Source organism: Frateuria flava (genome assembly GCF_017837635.1).
In the GTDB taxonomy this organism is placed as follows: domain Bacteria; phylum Pseudomonadota; class Gammaproteobacteria; order Xanthomonadales; family Rhodanobacteraceae; genus Frateuria_A; species Frateuria_A flava.
In genome coordinates this window covers 147,701-163,264 of record NZ_JAGJRS010000022.1, presented here as the reverse complement: position 1 = coordinate 163,264, position 15,564 = coordinate 147,701, and the positions used below count along the sequence as shown (strand labels likewise).

The 15,564-nt window shown below is 69.5% G+C and carries 13 protein-coding genes; 11 read left to right on the top strand and 2 right to left on the bottom strand.

Annotation, left to right across the window (positions count from 1 at the left end):
* Window positions 1-147: 147 nt before the first annotated feature.
* Entirely contained in the window at window positions 148-543 is a 396-nt protein-coding gene (locus tag J7I44_RS12685) for a carboxymuconolactone decarboxylase family protein (protein ID WP_209621353.1), read from the bottom strand.
* On the bottom strand, window positions 540-803 hold the full coding sequence (grxC, locus tag J7I44_RS12680; protein WP_209621350.1) for a glutaredoxin 3: 264 nt from the start codon (window positions 801-803) through the stop codon (window positions 540-542). Before grxC ends, J7I44_RS12685 begins: the two co-directional genes overlap by 4 nt.
* Before the next feature lie 126 nt (window positions 804-929).
* On the opposite strand from grxC, the gene J7I44_RS12675 reads away from it, so the two are divergent.
* The 11 genes from J7I44_RS12675 to tssA all read left to right on the top strand — a co-directional run bounded on the left by J7I44_RS12675 (window position 930) and on the right by tssA (window position 15,118).
* Window positions 930-2,546: a M48 family metalloprotease gene (locus J7I44_RS12675; protein ID WP_245188170.1), complete on the top strand. Its 1,617-nt coding sequence runs from the start codon at window positions 930-932 to the stop codon at window positions 2,544-2,546.
* Between the two features lie 252 nt (window positions 2,547-2,798).
* Window positions 2,799-3,488, top strand: coding sequence for a phosphate regulon transcriptional regulator PhoB (gene phoB, locus J7I44_RS12670; protein ID WP_209621345.1), 690 nt, complete (start codon window positions 2,799-2,801; stop codon window positions 3,486-3,488).
* 28 nt (window positions 3,489-3,516) lie between these two features.
* Window positions 3,517-4,560: a phosphate regulon sensor histidine kinase PhoR gene (gene phoR / locus J7I44_RS12665; protein ID WP_209621342.1), complete on the top strand. Its 1,044-nt coding sequence runs from the start codon at window positions 3,517-3,519 to the stop codon at window positions 4,558-4,560.
* 138 nt (window positions 4,561-4,698) lie between these two features.
* On the top strand, window positions 4,699-6,795 hold the full coding sequence (ppk1, locus tag J7I44_RS12660; RefSeq protein WP_209621340.1) for a polyphosphate kinase 1: 2,097 nt from the start codon (window positions 4,699-4,701) through the stop codon (window positions 6,793-6,795).
* 181 nt (window positions 6,796-6,976) lie between these two features.
* Complete coding sequence (locus tag J7I44_RS12655) at window positions 6,977-8,491, top strand: Ppx/GppA phosphatase family protein (RefSeq protein WP_209621338.1); 1,515 nt, start codon at window positions 6,977-6,979, stop codon at window positions 8,489-8,491.
* Between the two features lie 182 nt (window positions 8,492-8,673).
* On the top strand, window positions 8,674-9,354 hold the full coding sequence (locus J7I44_RS12650; RefSeq protein ID WP_209621335.1) for a peptidylprolyl isomerase: 681 nt from the start codon (window positions 8,674-8,676) through the stop codon (window positions 9,352-9,354).
* On the top strand, window positions 9,354-10,082 hold the full coding sequence (gene lpxH, locus J7I44_RS12645) for a UDP-2,3-diacylglucosamine diphosphatase (RefSeq protein ID WP_209621333.1): 729 nt from the start codon (window positions 9,354-9,356) through the stop codon (window positions 10,080-10,082). Before J7I44_RS12650 ends, lpxH begins: the two co-directional genes overlap by 1 nt.
* Before the next feature lie 125 nt (window positions 10,083-10,207).
* A complete protein-coding gene (locus J7I44_RS12640) occupies window positions 10,208-10,975 on the top strand; it encodes an SDR family NAD(P)-dependent oxidoreductase (protein ID WP_209621330.1) in 768 nt (255 codons plus the stop codon).
* An 87-nt stretch (window positions 10,976-11,062) separates the two neighbouring features.
* Window positions 11,063-11,626 carry an elongation factor P-like protein EfpL gene (efpL, locus tag J7I44_RS12635; RefSeq protein WP_209621327.1) on the top strand — a complete coding sequence of 188 codons (564 nt, stop codon included), beginning with the start codon at window positions 11,063-11,065 and terminating at the stop codon, window positions 11,624-11,626.
* A 216-nt stretch (window positions 11,627-11,842) separates the two neighbouring features.
* Window positions 11,843-13,939, top strand: a complete 2,097-nt coding sequence (locus tag J7I44_RS12630; protein ID WP_209621324.1) for an FUSC family protein — start codon at window positions 11,843-11,845, stop codon at window positions 13,937-13,939.
* Between the two features lie 147 nt (window positions 13,940-14,086).
* Window positions 14,087-15,118, top strand: coding sequence for a type VI secretion system protein TssA (gene tssA / locus J7I44_RS12625; RefSeq protein ID WP_245188167.1), 1,032 nt, complete (start codon window positions 14,087-14,089; stop codon window positions 15,116-15,118).
* The last annotated feature ends 446 nt before the right edge of the window (window positions 15,119-15,564 follow it).

Here is a 15,564-nt window from a genome sequence, read left to right as displayed (position 1 = left end):
CCGATGGGCGGGCAGCGGCTATCGCCAGCCGCTGCCTGCAGGTCGTCCGTAGGAGCGCCCTTGGGCGCAACCCGGATGGCGGTCGCGCCCAAGGGCGCTCCTGCAAACGCGAGCCGTCGGATAGGTGAGCAGCCCTAGGGGTTCACGCTACGCGTGGTCGGCGCAAGAGGCGCCTTCGGCCTCGCCGCCCTCCAGCCGGTCGAGGAAGTCGACCGCGCGGCGCAGGTGTGGGATCACGATGGAGCCGCCCACCACCAGGCCGACGCTGAAGGTTTCGAAGAACTCCTCGCGGGTGACGCCGGCCTCCTTGCACTGCGCCACGTGGTAGCTGATGCAGTCGTCGCAGCGCAGCACCATCGAGGCGACCAGGCCGAGCAGCTCCTTGGTCTTCACGTCGAGCGCGCCCGGCTTGTAGGTCTGCGTGTCCAGCGCGAAGAAGCGCCGCACGACCTGGTTGTCCTCGGACAGGATGCGCTCGTTCATGCGCTGGCGGAACGCGGTGAATTCCGCCACGCGGTCCTTGCTGTTGTCGGCGTCGCTCATGCGGCCTCGCCCAGCAGTTGCTTGAGCTTGCCGCTGCGGTCGGCGGAAACCAGGTCGTCGTAGCCGCCCACGTGCTGGTCGTTGATGAAGATCTGCGGCACCGTGCGGCGGCCGCCGCTGCGCTGGAGCATCAGCTCGCGCTGCGCCGGGTCGGCGTCCACGCGTACTTCGTTCCACTCCAGCCCCTTGGACTTGAGCAGGTTCTTGGCGGCCACGCAGTAGGGACACACGGCGGTGGAGTAGACCTCGATCTTGGGCATGACTAACGCTCCGGGGGAACTGTGGAACCGGCCCTCTAGATGAGGTCCAGCCCGTCCATTTGCAAGCAACGGACGATGAACCGACGCCGCTACCGGCGGTCTGTACTGATGTATTGTCGCCCACCTATGGCCATGGCACCACGACTCGCCCCCCGCCTGCTCACTGCGCTGGTCACCGCCTGCCTCGCCGTTGGCGCGGGCGCGCAGGAGGACATCCGGCTGCCCGACCTGGGCAGCTCGGCCGACGCGCTGATTTCGCCGCAGGATGCCCAGGACTACGGCGCCGCGATGCTGCGCGAGATGCGCTCGCTGGACATGGTGGTCGAAGACCCGTTGCTGGACGACTACCTCAACGACCTGGGCTACCGCCTGGTGGCCAGCAGCGACCGTCCGAAAGACCACTTCACGTTCTTCGCGGTCAAGGACGAGGAGATCAACGCGTTCGCCGCGCCGGGCGGCTACATCGCGGTCAATGCCGGCCTGATCGCCATCACCCGCAGCGAAAGCGAGCTGGCCGGCGTGATCGCCCACGAGATCGGCCACATAACGCAGAACCACCTGCAGCGCGCGTTCGAGGATTCGAAGAAGGACGCGCCGCTGATGGCACTGGTGCTGCTCGGCGCGGTCGCCGCGGGCGCCGGCTCGCACAGTGGCGACTCGCCGATGGCGGTGCTGGCCGCGGGCCAGGGCCTGATCGCCCAGCGCTCGATCAACTTCACCCGCAAGGACGAGATCGAAGCCGACCGCGTGGGTATCCAGACGCTCGCCAACGCCGGCTTCGACCCGCGCGCCATGGCCAGCTTCTTCGAGCGCATGCAGGACACCCTGCGTGCCGGCGCCGGCGGCACCGACGTACCGGCGCTGCTGCAGACCCACCCGGTGACGCTGGCGCGCATCAGCGACGCCAAGTCGCGCGCCGGCGCGCTGCTGGCCGCGCAGAAGCAGCGCCCGAGCGGCACCACGCTGGTGCGCGGCGACTGGGAGAAGACCACCGCGCCGATCGCCTACGTGAAGGACCCGACCGCGCTGCTCGCCGCCGCCCCCGCGAAGGACGGGCTGGATACGTACGCGTTGATGCGCGAGCGCACCCGCGTGCTGGCCGGCGACGCGTCCAAGCTGGTCCACTACTACGACGCCAGCTTCGGTACGGCCGGCTTCGACAGCCCCGCCAACCGCTATGGCTACGCGCTGGCGTTGACCCGCAGCGGTGCCGGCGCGCAGGCGATCGCGCAGCTCAAGCCGCTGCTCGCCGCCCACCCGGACAACCTGATCCTCGACCTGGCGATGGCCGACGCGCAATGGCAGGACGGCCAGCGTGCCGCCGCGCTGGCGCGCTACGCCCGGCTCAACGCCCGCTCCCCGCGCAACCGCGCGGTGGCGCTGGCCTACGCCAAGGCGCTGACCGCCGGCGGCGACACCGCACAGGCGACGCTCGCGGCTTCCCTGCTGCGCCCGCTGCTGGACAACGCCGACGAACCGGACATCTACCGCAGCTACGCCCGCGCCAGCGACAAGGCCGGCGACGGCGTGCGCGCCGGCGAGGCCTATTCGGACGCCAGCTACCTCTCCGGCCGCCCGTTCGATGCCATGGAGCAGCTCAAGCGACTGCTCAAGCGCGACGACCTGGACTACTACGCCCGCGCGCGCATCCAGGCGCGCATCGCCGACCTGACGCCGCTGGTGCTGGAGCTGCGCAAGCGCAAGGTGCAGACGGTGGACAACCCGGACGGGCGGAGCCAGTAATCCCGGGCGCTTCACCACGGTCACCTTCCCGAACCCTGCACGAGGTCCCCAGTCCCGAGCCTTTCCCCGCGCATGCGGAGGAAGGTGCCGACAGTCGAATGGGAGCGCGCCTGGCCGAAAACCCTGGGGGTTGTCTCCCCTGCCTCCCGCGCTGCCGCACACCAACGGGAAAACCACTTCGCCCGCCCGGTGTCATCCCCACGTAACATTCCCCCATTGCAATACGCCCGTCACAGGCCAGGCGCAATCCGCGTGCACAAGCGCATCCTCATCATCGAAGACGAAGCCTCCATCCGCGACATGGTCACCTTCGCCCTGCACAAGGCCGGCATGGAGGCCATGCAGGCGGCCGATGCCCGCGCGGCGCAGATCGCCATCGCCGAACAGGTGCCCGACCTGATCCTGCTGGACTGGATGCTGCCGGGTACCAGCGGACTGGAACTGGCGCGGCGGCTGCGCAAGGAAGAGCTCAGCCGCGAGATCCCGATCATCATGCTCACCGCGCGCGGCGAGGAGATGGACCGGGTCAACGGGCTGGAAGCGGGCGTCGACGACTACGTGGTCAAGCCCTTCTCCACCCGCGAGCTGATCGCCCGCATCAAGGCGGTGCTGCGCCGCAGCCAGGGCGACGACGGCACCGGGATGGTGGAGCTGGGTGGCCTGCGCATCGACGGCCCGGCGCATCGCGTCTTTGCCGGCGAGGAGCCGGTGCCGATCGGCCCCACCGAATACCGCCTGCTGTACTTCTTCATGACCCATCCGGAGCGCGTCTACACCCGCGCCCAGTTGCTCGACCACGTCTGGGGCGGCAGCGTGTACGTGGAAGAACGCACGGTGGACGTGCACATCCGCCGCCTGCGCAAGACCCTCGAACCCTGGCAACTGGACGGCATGGTGCAGACCGTGCGCGGTTCCGGCTACCGTTTTTCGGCCAGCGCCTGAGCCCTCTTCCCGACCCCGGAGCCGACGCATGACCCGCGCCCGCCGCCTCGCGATCACCCTGCACGACCTGCGCGACGCGGCCGACAGCCTGCCTGATGCGATCGTGCTGCTGGACGAGGCATGGCGGGTGCGCTGGTTCAACCGCGCCGCCGAGACACTGCTTGGCCTGCGCCGCGGCAAGGAGCGCGGCGTGCTGCTCTCCGACCGGCTGCAGGGCACCGACCTGGCCGCCTGGCTGCGCGCCGGAGCGCGGGTGCCGCTGCACGACGTGCCGGCGCCCGGCCGGGCCGAGGGCCATCTGGACGTTTCCGTGCAGCCGTTCGGCCGCCGCCAGCGAATGCTGCTGGGGCGCGACATCAGCCCCCTGACGCGGCTGGAACAGATCCGCCGCGATTTCGTGGCGAACGTCTCGCACGAACTGCGCACCCCGCTCACCGTGATCCACGGCTACCTCGAACTGCTGGACCCCGAAGACGTGCCCGAACTCGCCCCGGTGCTCGGGGAAATGCGCGCGCAGTCCAAGCGCATGGGGCAGATCGTGGAGGACCTGCTGACCCTCTCCCGTCTGGAGACCCAGGACCACGTGGTCGACGAGCGCGTACCGATGGCCGCGCTGCTCGCCACCCTGCGCAAGGAAGCCGAGGCGCTGAGCCAGGGCCGCCACCAGATCACGCTGGAAGCGGATGCCGACTATGACCTGCTCGGTTCGCCCAAGGACCTGCACAGCGCGCTGTCCAACCTGGTCAGCAACGCGGTGCGCTACACCCCCAGCGGCGGGCGCATCACCATCGGCTGGCACCGTGCGACCGGGGGCGCAACCTATTCGGTGCGCGACACCGGCTACGGCATCCCGGCCAGCCATCTTGCGCGGCTGACCGAGCGCTTCTACCGCGTTTCCTCCAGCCGCTCGCGCGAGACCGGCGGCACCGGGCTGGGGCTGTCCATCGTCAAGCACGTGCTCAACCTGCACCAGGGGCGCCTGACCGTGGAGAGCACGCCGGGCCAGGGGTCCACCTTCGCCTGCCATTTCGGGCCCGAACGCCTGCTGCCGCCCGAAGCGGGCCCCCAGTAAAGGCGCACCCGTGCGCGACCGCGGGCCTTCCGGTCGCGCACGGTGCGTTCCTACAGGGGCCTGCACGGCTGAAGGCCACCCGACCGTGTGACGGTCACCGGGTGTACTTGGTCCCCGCATCGTCCAGAATGGGTCCCCATGGCCCGCAAACCGCCACAAACCGCCACTGCGATCGCCGACCTGTCCGCGCCGGAGCTGTACCTGAGCCGCGAGCTGGCCGCGCTGGAGTTCAACTTCCGCGTGCTCGCCATGGCGCGCGATGCCCACGTGCCGCTGCTGGAACGACTGCGTTACCTGAGCATCGTGGCGAACAACCTCGACGAGTTCTTCGAGGTGCGCGTGGCGATGCTCAAGCACCACCATGCCTATGGCTCGGCCGCACCGGGCCCGGACGGGCTGTCCTCCGGCGAACTGCTGACGCGCATCCGCGCGCGGGTGCTGGACCTGGTCACCGAGCAGTACGCGACCTGGCAGGAACAGCTCCGTCCACAGCTGGACGCCGAGGGCATCCGCTTCCTCACCCGCCACCAGTGGAACGCGGTGCAGCGGCGCTGGCTGCAGGGCTATTTCGAGCACGAGGTGCTGCCGGTGCTCTCGCCGCTGGGGCTGGACCCGGCGCATCCGTTCCCGCGCATCCTCAACAAGACGCTCAACATCGCCGTGGTGCTGCAAGGCCGCGACGCGTTCGGGCACGAGGGCCACATGGCGCTGGTGCGTGCACCGCGCTCGCTGCCGCGCATCGTCAAGCTGCCGACCGAAGTCGGCGGCGATGGCGACACGTTCGTGTTCCTGGCCGAACTGCTGCAGGCCTTCGTCGACCTGATGTTCCCCGGCTTCAAGGTGGTCGGTTCGTATCAGTTCCGCGTCACCCGAAACAGCGAGCTGATCGTCGAGGAAGCGGAGGTGGAGAACCTCGCCCGCGCACTCAGCGAGGAATTGCTCGGGCGCGGCTACGCGCGCCCGGTGCGGCTGGAAATCGCCAACGACTGCCCGAAGGCAATCACCGCCATGCTCGTGGCCAACTTCGAGCTGGAGGAATCGGACGTCTACCGTTGCGACGGCCCGGTCAACATCATCCGTGCCGGCGGCATCTACGACCATGTGGACCGGCCGGAACTGAAGTTCCCGCGCTTCGTGCCCTGCCTGCCGGCGGCGATCGAACCGGGCGCCAACCTGTTCGAGCTGATCGGCCAGCACGACGTGCTGCTGCACCATCCCTACGAAAGCTTCGCCGCGGTCGTCGACCTGCTGCGCCAGGCCGCGGCCGATCCGGCCGTGCTGGCGATCAAGCAGACGCTCTACCGCGCCGGCGAGGACACCCCGCTGGTCGACCTGCTGGTGGAGGCCGCGCGCAACGGCAAGGACGTCACCGTGGTGATCGAGCTGCGCGCGCGCTTCGACGAGGAGGCCAACATCCGCCTGGCGACACGACTGCAGGAAGCCGGCGTGCAGGTGGTCTACGGCGTGGTCGGCTACAAGACCCACGCCAAGATGATGCTGATCGTGCGCCGCGAGACCGGCGTCCTGCGCCGCTACGTGCACCTGTCCACCGGCAACTATCACCAAGCCAACAGCCGGATGTACACCGACATCGGCCTGATGACCGCCAACCCTGAGATCGGCGAGGACCTGCACAAGGTGTTCCAGCAACTCTCGGGCCTGGGCTCGGTGATCAGCCTCAAGCGCCTGCTGCATTCGCCCTTCACGCTGTACAAGAGCGTGGTCGCCAAGATCGAGCGCGAGACGGCCAACGCACAGGCGGGCAAGCCGGCGCGCATCGTGGCCAAGCTCAATGCGCTCAACGAGTCGCACGTGATCGAGGCGCTCTACCGCGCCTCGCAGGCCGGCGTGGAGATCGACTTGATCGTGCGCGGCGCCTGCACGCTGCGCCCGGGCCTGCCGGGTATTTCCGAAGGCATCCGCGTGCGCTCGATCGTGGGCCGGTTCCTGGAGCACAGCCGCGTGTACTGGTTCGCCAACGACGGCCAGCCAGAGATCTATTGCGCCAGCGCCGACTGGATGGAACGCAACCTGATGCGCCGCATCGAGGTGGCCTTCCCGATCCTCGACCCGGCGCTGGCCGCGCGCGTGTTCGACGAGACGCTGGCCAACGGCCTGGCCGACAACACCCAGGCCTGGCTGCTCGGCAGCGACGGCCGCTACACCCGCGCGGTACCGGGCGATCAGCCTCCGCACAGCGCGCAGCAGACGCTGCTGGACAAGATCTGCACATGAGCCTCGCACAACCCTGCTCTTGTAGGAGCGCACCTGGGCGCGACCGCCATGCCCCGTATGCCGAAACCGCCAGCCCACGCCAGCATGACGATGGCGAATGGGTGCGCTCCTCCAGCGTGAAGGCCGCGTGCGCCCGGCCGCGCGTGGCAGAATGCGCGCCTCGCCTGCCTGGAACCGCCGCGTGACCACCGAGCCCGTACCCATCAAGGATGGCGAGCTGATCGCAGCCGTCGACCTGGGTTCGAACAGCTTCCACATGGTGGTGGCGCGGATGGAGCACGGCGAGCCGCGCGTGATCGACCGCCTGCGCGACAGCGTGCGCCTGGCCGCCGGCCTGCGTTCGGACGGCACGCTCGATGCCGCCCACCGCGCCCGCGCACTGGCGAGCCTGGCGCGCTTCGGCCAGCGCATCGAGAGCCTGCCCTCGGCCAACGTGCGCGCGGTGGCCACCAATACCGTGCGGCGGCTGTCGTCGCCGCACAACTTCCTGGGCGCGGCCGAAGACGCGCTGGGCCATCCCGTGGAGATCGTCTCCGGCCGCGAGGAAGGTCGGCTCATCTTCCTTGGCGTGGCGCATGACCTGCCCGCCTCGCGCGAGCCGCGGCTGGTCATCGACGTAGGCGGCGGCAGCACCGAGTTCATCATTGGCCGCGGGCTCGCGCCGTTGCACACCGAGAGCGTGCAGGCCGGCTGCATCGCGTCCACGTTGCGCTTCTTTCCCGGCGGCCGGCTTACGCCCAAGCGCTGGCAGCGCGCGCGCAGCGAAGTCGGCGTGCTGCTGCAGCAGTTCGCCGAGGATTTCCGCGAAGCCGGCTGGCAGGAGGCCTACGGCTCCTCGGGCAGCGCCAAGGCGGTCGACGCCGTGGTGCAGGCGATGGGCCTGACCGACGACGGCGTCACCCTGGATGCCCTGGCCGAATTGCGCGAGGCGATCCTCGAACAGGGCCAGATGGACCTGCTGCGCCTGCCCGGCCTTACCGAGGAACGCGCACCGGTGTTCGCCGGCGCCGTGGTGATCCTGGAGGCGGCGTTCGAGGCGCTGGGCATCGGCCACATGCGCGTGTGCGAAAGCTCCATGCGCGAAGGCCTGCTGTGGGACCTGCTCGGCCGCGCCGGCGGCCGCGACCCGCGCACCGACAGCATCGACGCGCTGGCCACCCGCTACGGCGTCGATCGCGCGCAGGCGCGGCGCGTCGAGCAGACGGCGCTGGGGCTGTTCGACCAGGTCGCGCGTCCGTGGAAGCTGGATGCCGAGGCGCGCGAGTGGCTCTCCTGGGCCGCCCGCGTGCACGAGATCGGGCTGGCCATCGCGCACAGCCAGCATCACCACCACGGCGCCTACATCCTGCGCCATGCCGACCTGGCCGGTTTCTCGCGGCAGGAGCAGCAACTGCTCTCGGCCGTGATCGAGGCGCACCGGCGCAAGCCGGCCAAGGCGCTGATCTCGGTACTGCCGCAGCGCTACCGCGCGCTGGCCCGGCACATCACCGCGCTGCTGCGGCTGGCGGTGCTGTTCCGCCGCGGACGCCGCGCCGAGTCGCTGCCGCCACTGAAGCTCAACGCCACCAGCCACCGCCTTCGGCTGGCCATTCCGGCTACGTGGCTTGACCAGCATCCGCTGACCGAGGCGGACCTGGAGCAGGAACAGGGGCCGATGGCGGAGCTCGGGCTGACGCTGGAAATCCAGCGCACCTAGGCAGGCACCCACGCATCCCCTCGCCGGAAGGAAGGATGCGGCACACGGCGCGATCTCCCCGCGTGGTCCTTCCCCCGTCAACGGAAGAAGGCACACGGGCGCAGCTTCCCGGAAAAGCGCGCTTCAGCCCACGCAACGCCACCGCGTATCATGCGCAGGCAATCCACACAGGTTCCGCACGCATGCCCCGACTCCTGCTGGCCCTCCTGCTGTTCCTGCCCCTGGGCGTCGCCGCCCAGGCCGCGCCGCCGCCGGCGAGCACCAGCGCGACGCCCCCCGCGCCGGGGCCGAAGGTGCTGGTGCACACCAGCGTTGGCGACATCACGCTGGAACTGTTCCCGGACAAGGCGCCCAAAAGCGTGGCGAATTTCCTGCAGTACGTGCGCGAGGGCTTTTACGACGGCACCGTGTTCCATCGCGCCATCAACGGGTACCTGGTGCAGGGCGGCCTGTACACGCGCGACCTTCAACCCAAGCGCACCCATCCGGCGATCGCCAGCGAAGCGGACAACGGCCTGTCCAACCTGCGCGGCACCGTGGCGGTGGCGCGCGGCGCCGATCCGAACTCGGGCACGGCGCAGTTCTTCATCAACCTGGTCGACAACCGTCGCCTGGACTACGCCGGCAACCAGAGCGGGCTGACCTGGGGCTATGCGGTGTTCGGCCGGGTCGTCGAGGGCATGGACGTGGTCGACAAGATCGCGGGCCTGCCGACCCGCGGCCAGGGCCCGTTCGCCGCCGACGTGCCCTACCCGCTGCCGGTCATCCAGAGCGTACGCGTGATCGGCGAGGAGGCGCCCGCCTCCGCCGCCAGCGCCAAGGCAGCCAGCGTGGCCAGGCCAGCCGGCAAGAAGGGCGGCTGATGGCCAGCCTGTTCATCGCCGACCTGCATCTGGACGACAGTCGCCCGCACATCACCGACCTGTTCGAGCGCTACCTGGCCGGCGACGAGGTGCGCCAGGCCGACGCGCTGTACATCCTGGGCGACCTGGTCGAAGCCTGGGTCGGCGACGACGATGATGCGGAACTGCCGACCCGGATCGCCCGCGCCACGCGCGCGGTGCGTGCGTCGGGCCGGCCGGTGTACTTCCTGCCCGGCAACCGCGACTTCCTGCTCGGCCAGGATTACGCCGACCGCGCCGGCCTGACCCTGCTCGAGGACGGCGTGGTGCACGACCTGCATGGCCGCCCCACCCTGCTCATGCACGGCGACACGCTGTGTACCGACGACGTCGCCTACCAGGCGGTGCGCCGCCAGGTGCGCACGCCCGAGTGGAAGGCGAACATCCTGGCGATGCCGCTTCAGGCACGCCGCGCCTTCGCCGCCAAGGCCCGCGCCGACAGCCGCGCGCACACCGGCGCCACCATGGAGTCGATCATGGACGTGAACGCCGAAGCGGTCGCCCAGGCGATGCGCGGCGCCGGCGTCACCCGCCTGATCCACGGCCACACGCACCGGCCGGCGGTCCACGAATTCACGCTCGACGGCCAGGACGCGCAACGCATCGTACTGGGCGACTGGTACGAACAGGGCTCGGTGCTGCGCGTGGACGCGGACACGGTCGACCTGCGCCGCCTGCAATCGACGTAGGGCGGGCTTCAAGCCCAGCACCTTCGCCGGCGCGAACAAGGTGGGCTGAAGCCCACCTTGCGGGCTCGGGCCGGTTCGCGGCTTCGGCTACCATTGCCGCTTTCCGCCTCACAAGGACCCCTCCCATGCAGCTCGATCAGGTCAAGGCCGTCATCACCGGCGGCGCCTCCGGACTCGGCCACGCGGTGGCGCAGCATCTCGTCGCGCAGGGCGCGAAGGTCGCGCTGTTCGACGTCAACGAGGAGAAGGGCCAGCAGGCCGCCCAGGCGCTGGGCAATGCCGCGCGTTTCTACCGCACCGACGTCACCTCCGAGGAAGGCGTGACCGCCAACGTCGCCGCCGCGCGCGAGGCGATGGGCGGACTCAACGTGGTGATGAACTGCGCCGGCATCCTGGGCGCCGGCCGCGTGCTGGGCAAGGAAGGCCCGATGGCGCTGTCGCAGTTCCAGGCCACCGTGATGGTGAACCTGGTCGGCAGCTTCAACGTGGCCAAGGCCGGTGCGGCGCTGATGCAGTCCAACGAAGCCGGCGAAGACGGCGAGCGCGGCGTGATCATCAACACCGCCTCGGTGGCCGCCTACGAAGGCCAGATCGGCCAGGCCGCGTATTCGGCCTCCAAGGGCGGCGTGGTCGGCATGACGCTGCCGATGGCACGCGAACTGGCGCGCTTCGGCATCCGCGTGGCGACGATCGCGCCGGGCATCTTCTGGACCCCGATGGTCGATGGCATGCCCCCGCAGGTGCAGGAATCGCTCGGCGCCTCGATCCCGTTCCCCTCGCGCCTGGGCAAGCCGGAGGAATTCGCGCAGACGGTCGCCTTCATCCTGGGCAACCGCTACATCAATGGCGAGACCATTCGCCTGGATGGCGCGGTGCGGCTGCAGCCGAAGTAAATCGCCAATGGTCAATCGGGAATGGCCAAAGGCCTCCCGACTGCAGCGCTTACCATTCCCTATTCACCATTCCCGATTCCCAGCCCAATGAAAGCTTCCGACGTCAAGAAAGGCAACGTGGTCGAGCACGACGGCACTGTCTACCAGGTGCGCGACATCGAGCGCAGCGCGCCCACCGCGCGCGGCGGGAACGTGACCTTCCGCTTCACCATGTATTCGATCCCGGGCGGACGCAAGTTCGACCTGAGCCTGCGCGCGGACGACGACCTGAAGGAAATGGACCTGGTCCGCCGCGCGGCTAACTTCTCCTACATGGATGGCGAGGCGTTCGTGTTCATGGACGCCGAGGACTACACCCAGTACCTGCTCGGCCCCGAGCTGGTCGGCGACAACGCCGGCTACATCGTGGAGGACACCGAGGGCTACTACGTGCAGCTGATCGACGACGCGCCGGTAGGCCTGCAGGTGCCGACCAGCGTGGTGCTGACGGTGGTCGACACCGCACCGGAGCTCAAGGGCGCCAGCGCAACCAAGCGCACCAAGCCCGCGCGCCTCAACACCGGCGTCGAGATCCAGGTACCCGAGTACATCACCAACGAGGAAAAGGTCTGGGTGAACACGCTGACAGGCGAGTTCGCCGGGCGCGCCTGACCGGGCCGGTTCCCCGCGGGGCGCCCCATCCGCCGTGCGGGCACCCTCCCCCGCGAGAGCGGGGAAGGATCAAGGCGCGCGGTTCGGACGATGAGCTTGCCGCGGGTCACGGGGAAGGTGCCTAAGGCGAATGGGGTGCTCCTGGCGCGACGTCCTATACGGCGGTTCAACTAGTCTTGTGCAGAATCGCCTGTCCCCACCCCAGCGATTCGTCCCATGACCGCCAGCGTCTATTCGCTACGCGCCAACGTGCTGGAAAGCCTGACGCGAACCAAGCGTCCGGACGTCCCGCTGCGGGTGGTCGTACGCAACACGCTGGCCGTGGTGCTGCCGCTGGCGATCGGCATGGCGACCGGTTACACCGCGGTCGGCCTGGGCATCGCCGCCGGCGCGCTGGACACGATGTTCTCCGACCAGCCCGGACCGTACCGACAGCGGGTACGACAGCTCCTGCTGGCCTCGCTTGCCGCCGGCCTGGCGGCGTTCGCCGGCTTCCTGATCGGCGGGCACCTGCCCTCGATGCTGCTGGCTACTGCGCTGGTCGGCTTCGGCGGCGGCATGCTGGTGGTGTTCGGTACCGACCTGGCGCGCGTGGGCATGACCAGCATGATCCTGCTGGTGGTCACCGCGGCCTATCCCACCTCGCCCGCGCTTGCGGCGGCGGGTGCCGGGCTGATCTTCGCCGGCGGCCTGCTGATGATGCTTTTTTCGGTGGCTGCCTGGCCCCTGCAGCGCTACCGGCCCGAGCGGCAGGCGCTGGCGGTGGTCTACCGGGGTCTGGCCGCGGTGGCCCGGCAGCGCTCGCAGGACGACGAGGACGAGCCTGCGCTCAGTGGCGCGATGACCACGCTGCAGCAGACGCTGCTGGGCCGCTTCCACGCACGCGGCCGCGCCATGGAAGCCTTCGGCGTGATGCTGGAACTGGCCGAACGCATCCGCCTGGAGCTCACCGCGCTGGCCGACGGCTCACCGAACCACGCCGTGCCGCTGCGCTTCCGTGCTCGCGTGGCGCGCGTGCTCGACCATATTGCCGAGGCGCTGGAGGAAGGCGTAGCCCCGGATCCGGCCGAACGCGCGCTGCAGGCATTGCGCGCGATCGAACGGCATGCCGCCGAAACCAGCCCCCAGCGGGCGCTGCACGTGCATGCGCTGGCCGGCCAGCTCGCCGCTGCCGTGCGCAACGCGAACTGGGCCGGCAGCCGCGGCGAACAGCGCGCCGAATCCGCGGACCTGCGCCTGCCGGTATCGCTGCGGCAAAGCTCCGCACGCGCCATGTTGCTGGCCAACCTCACGCCGCGTTCGGTCGCGTTCCGCCATGCGGTGCGCTCCGCCGTGGCGCTGAGCCTGGCGCTGGCACTCTCGCGCGCACTGGAACTCCCGCACGGCTACTGGCTGCCGATGACCGTCGCCATCGTGCTGCGCCCGGACTTCGCCGCCACTTTCAACTTCGGCCTGCTGCGCGTGGTCGGCACCGTGCTCGGCCTGTTGCTGACCACCGGGCTGCTGCACGTGATCCCCGACGAGCCGTGGGCGCACCTGGTGCTGATGGGCGTGCTGTGCATGGCTTTTCGCTACCTGGCGACCGCGCACTACGGCATCGCGGTGGCGGCGCTGACCGGCACCGTCGTGGTCCTGCTTTCCTTCGAGGGCGTCGATCCGGGCGTGGCGGTGGCCGACCGCGTGATCAACACCGCGCTGGCCAGCGGCATGGCGCTGCTGGCCTACGTGCTGTGGCCGACCTGGGAACACGGCCGCGCCCGCGCAGCATTGGCCGACATGCTCGATGCCTATGCCGACTATCTGCGCGCACTCGGTCGACCGCAGCGTCGCGCAACCCACCGGGAGACGCGCACCGCCGCCCGTACCGCGCGCACCAACGCACTGGCTTCGCTCGAGCGCATGCGCGCCGAACCGGCCACGCCGGCGGCGCTGGTCGACCTGGCGCAGGCCCTGTTCGCCAACGGCAATCGCCTGGCGCGCACCGCGATGACGCTGGAAGCGTTGCTGCAACACCGCGCGAGCCTGCCCGAGCAGGCCGAGGTGAGCGCCTTCGTCGACCACACGGCCACGGCGCTCCACGGCATCGCCGGCGCACTGCGGGAGCAGCGTGCGGTATTGGAGTTGCCCGACCTGCGCCTGCTCCAGCGCAGCCTCGGCGCGCTGCTGGCGATGTCCGAGGACCCGTCCGGCGCCGACCAGGTCGCCCGCCTCACCGATCGCCTGGTGGACAACGCCAACACGCTTGCCCACGTGGTGGGCCGTTGCCCGCAGGAACCGGCTGCGCAGTCGGCCGGCAAGCACGTGCATCCCTGACCCACGTCGGTACCTGGCGATTTTCACACGCCGGTATTGCGTAAATCGCAGCGTAATTTATCCACGCATTTTTTTGATACCGCATTGTGTCGGTACCGCATTATCCGTGTTGTATTATCCCGCGGTACCACAGGGGATTTACTGACGATGACGCGTTACGACCCGGCAGCCTTTCTCGCCCCGCTGGATGGCGACTCGCCCACCGGCAGCGACCTCGAATACGATCCCGATTTCATGGCGCTCGAACGGGCGGCCGCGCCGCGCGCCGAACGCGCCATGGGCGACAGCGTCAAGGCGGCCGAGGAGCCGGACTGGGACGAGGTCGACTCGCTCGCCACCGGACTGCTCCAGCGCTCGCGCGACCTGCGCGTGGCCACGCACCTGGCGACCGCCTGGATGCGCACCGGCGGGATGCCCGGATGGGCCGCCGGCCTGGCGCTGATCCGCGGTCTGCTCGAAGACCATTGGGAGGGCGTGCACCCGCAACTGGACGCCGAGGACGACGACGATCCGACCGCGCGCGTCAACGCCGTCTCGGCGATCGCCAATCCCATGGGGCTGCTCGCCTATTTCCGTAATACGCCGTTCGTTCAGTCGCTGCGGCTCGGCCGGTTTTCTCTGCGCGATCTGCGCATCGCCAATGGCACGGTAAAAATCGATGCGGGCGACGAGGCGCTACCGAGCATGACGGAAATCGAGGCCTGCTGCCTCGATTGCCCTGAAGACGAACTCGCCGGCACGCTGGAAGCCGTGACGCGCATCCTCGACGAAGCCAAGGCGATCGACCGGATTTTCAACGACCGCATCGGCACCGCCGGCCCGGACCTCAAGCCCCTGCTGACCGACAGTTACGAATTGAAGAAATTCGTCGAATCGCAGGCAGCCCGGCGCAATCCCGATATTGCCGGTGAAGGCGAAACCGCCGCCGAGGACGGCGAGCCGTCCGGCCCGGCCACGCGCACCGGCGTGCCGGGACGCATCGAGACGCCGCAGGACGTCCTGCGCCGGATCGACGAGATCTGCGACTACTACGCGCGCTGCGAACCCTCCAGCCCGGTCCCGCTGCTGCTGCGCCGCGCCCAGCGCCTGGTCGGCAAGAACTTCCTCGACCTGCTCAAGGACCTGGCGCCCGGCGGCGTCAGCGAGATGGAAGTGATCTCGGGCCCGAACGAGGAATAACCCGCGTGGCGCCGCGCCACCTCGCGGCGCCACCTCAGGCATCTGGCGCTTGCAGGCACTTCCGCAAGCCACAGCCGTCGCCAGCAGGCGACCGGAAGCGAGCCAGGTCGCAGCAAGGGCACGCAAAAGCGATATCCATGCAGCGCTCCCGCGGACATTCGCGCGAGCCCCAGCCCCTCACCCCAGCCATCTCCCCGGTGGGGAGAGGGAGCCGAGTGCAGCGCTCGTGCCCCGGACCCACAAGTCCTGTTGCCTCAGCTCCCAAGCGCCCGCGGTTAAGCGGCGGCAGCTCCTCCAGAGCAAGTGACGGAGCAAGCTGAGCGCACAGGCGCCATGACGCTTGGTCCCCCGTGCTCAGCCAGGCCGTCAATTTTCCTGGGTCGAAAAGACAATCGCCCCCGGCGCCGGCAGGCGATCGGAAGCCCGCCGCAGGCGGCCCGGTCGCG

Coding starts and splice junctions, on each gene's coding strand:
- J7I44_RS12685 (WP_209621353.1), bottom strand. CDS start 543: ATGAGCGACGCCGACAACAGCAAGGACCGCGTGGCGGAATTCACCGCG.
- grxC (WP_209621350.1), bottom strand. CDS start 803: ATGCCCAAGATCGAGGTCTACTCCACCGCCGTGTGTCCCTACTGCGTG.
- J7I44_RS12675 (WP_245188170.1), top strand. CDS start 930: ATGGCCATGGCACCACGACTCGCCCCCCGCCTGCTCACTGCGCTGGTC.
- phoR (WP_209621342.1), top strand. CDS start 3,517: ATGACCCGCGCCCGCCGCCTCGCGATCACCCTGCACGACCTGCGCGAC.
- ppk1 (WP_209621340.1), top strand. CDS start 4,699: ATGGCCCGCAAACCGCCACAAACCGCCACTGCGATCGCCGACCTGTCC.
- J7I44_RS12650 (WP_209621335.1), top strand. CDS start 8,674: ATGCCCCGACTCCTGCTGGCCCTCCTGCTGTTCCTGCCCCTGGGCGTC.
- lpxH (WP_209621333.1), top strand. CDS start 9,354: ATGGCCAGCCTGTTCATCGCCGACCTGCATCTGGACGACAGTCGCCCG.
- J7I44_RS12640 (WP_209621330.1), top strand. CDS start 10,208: ATGCAGCTCGATCAGGTCAAGGCCGTCATCACCGGCGGCGCCTCCGGA.
- efpL (WP_209621327.1), top strand. CDS start 11,063: ATGAAAGCTTCCGACGTCAAGAAAGGCAACGTGGTCGAGCACGACGGC.
- J7I44_RS12630 (WP_209621324.1), top strand. CDS start 11,843: ATGACCGCCAGCGTCTATTCGCTACGCGCCAACGTGCTGGAAAGCCTG.
- tssA (WP_245188167.1), top strand. CDS start 14,087: ATGACGCGTTACGACCCGGCAGCCTTTCTCGCCCCGCTGGATGGCGAC.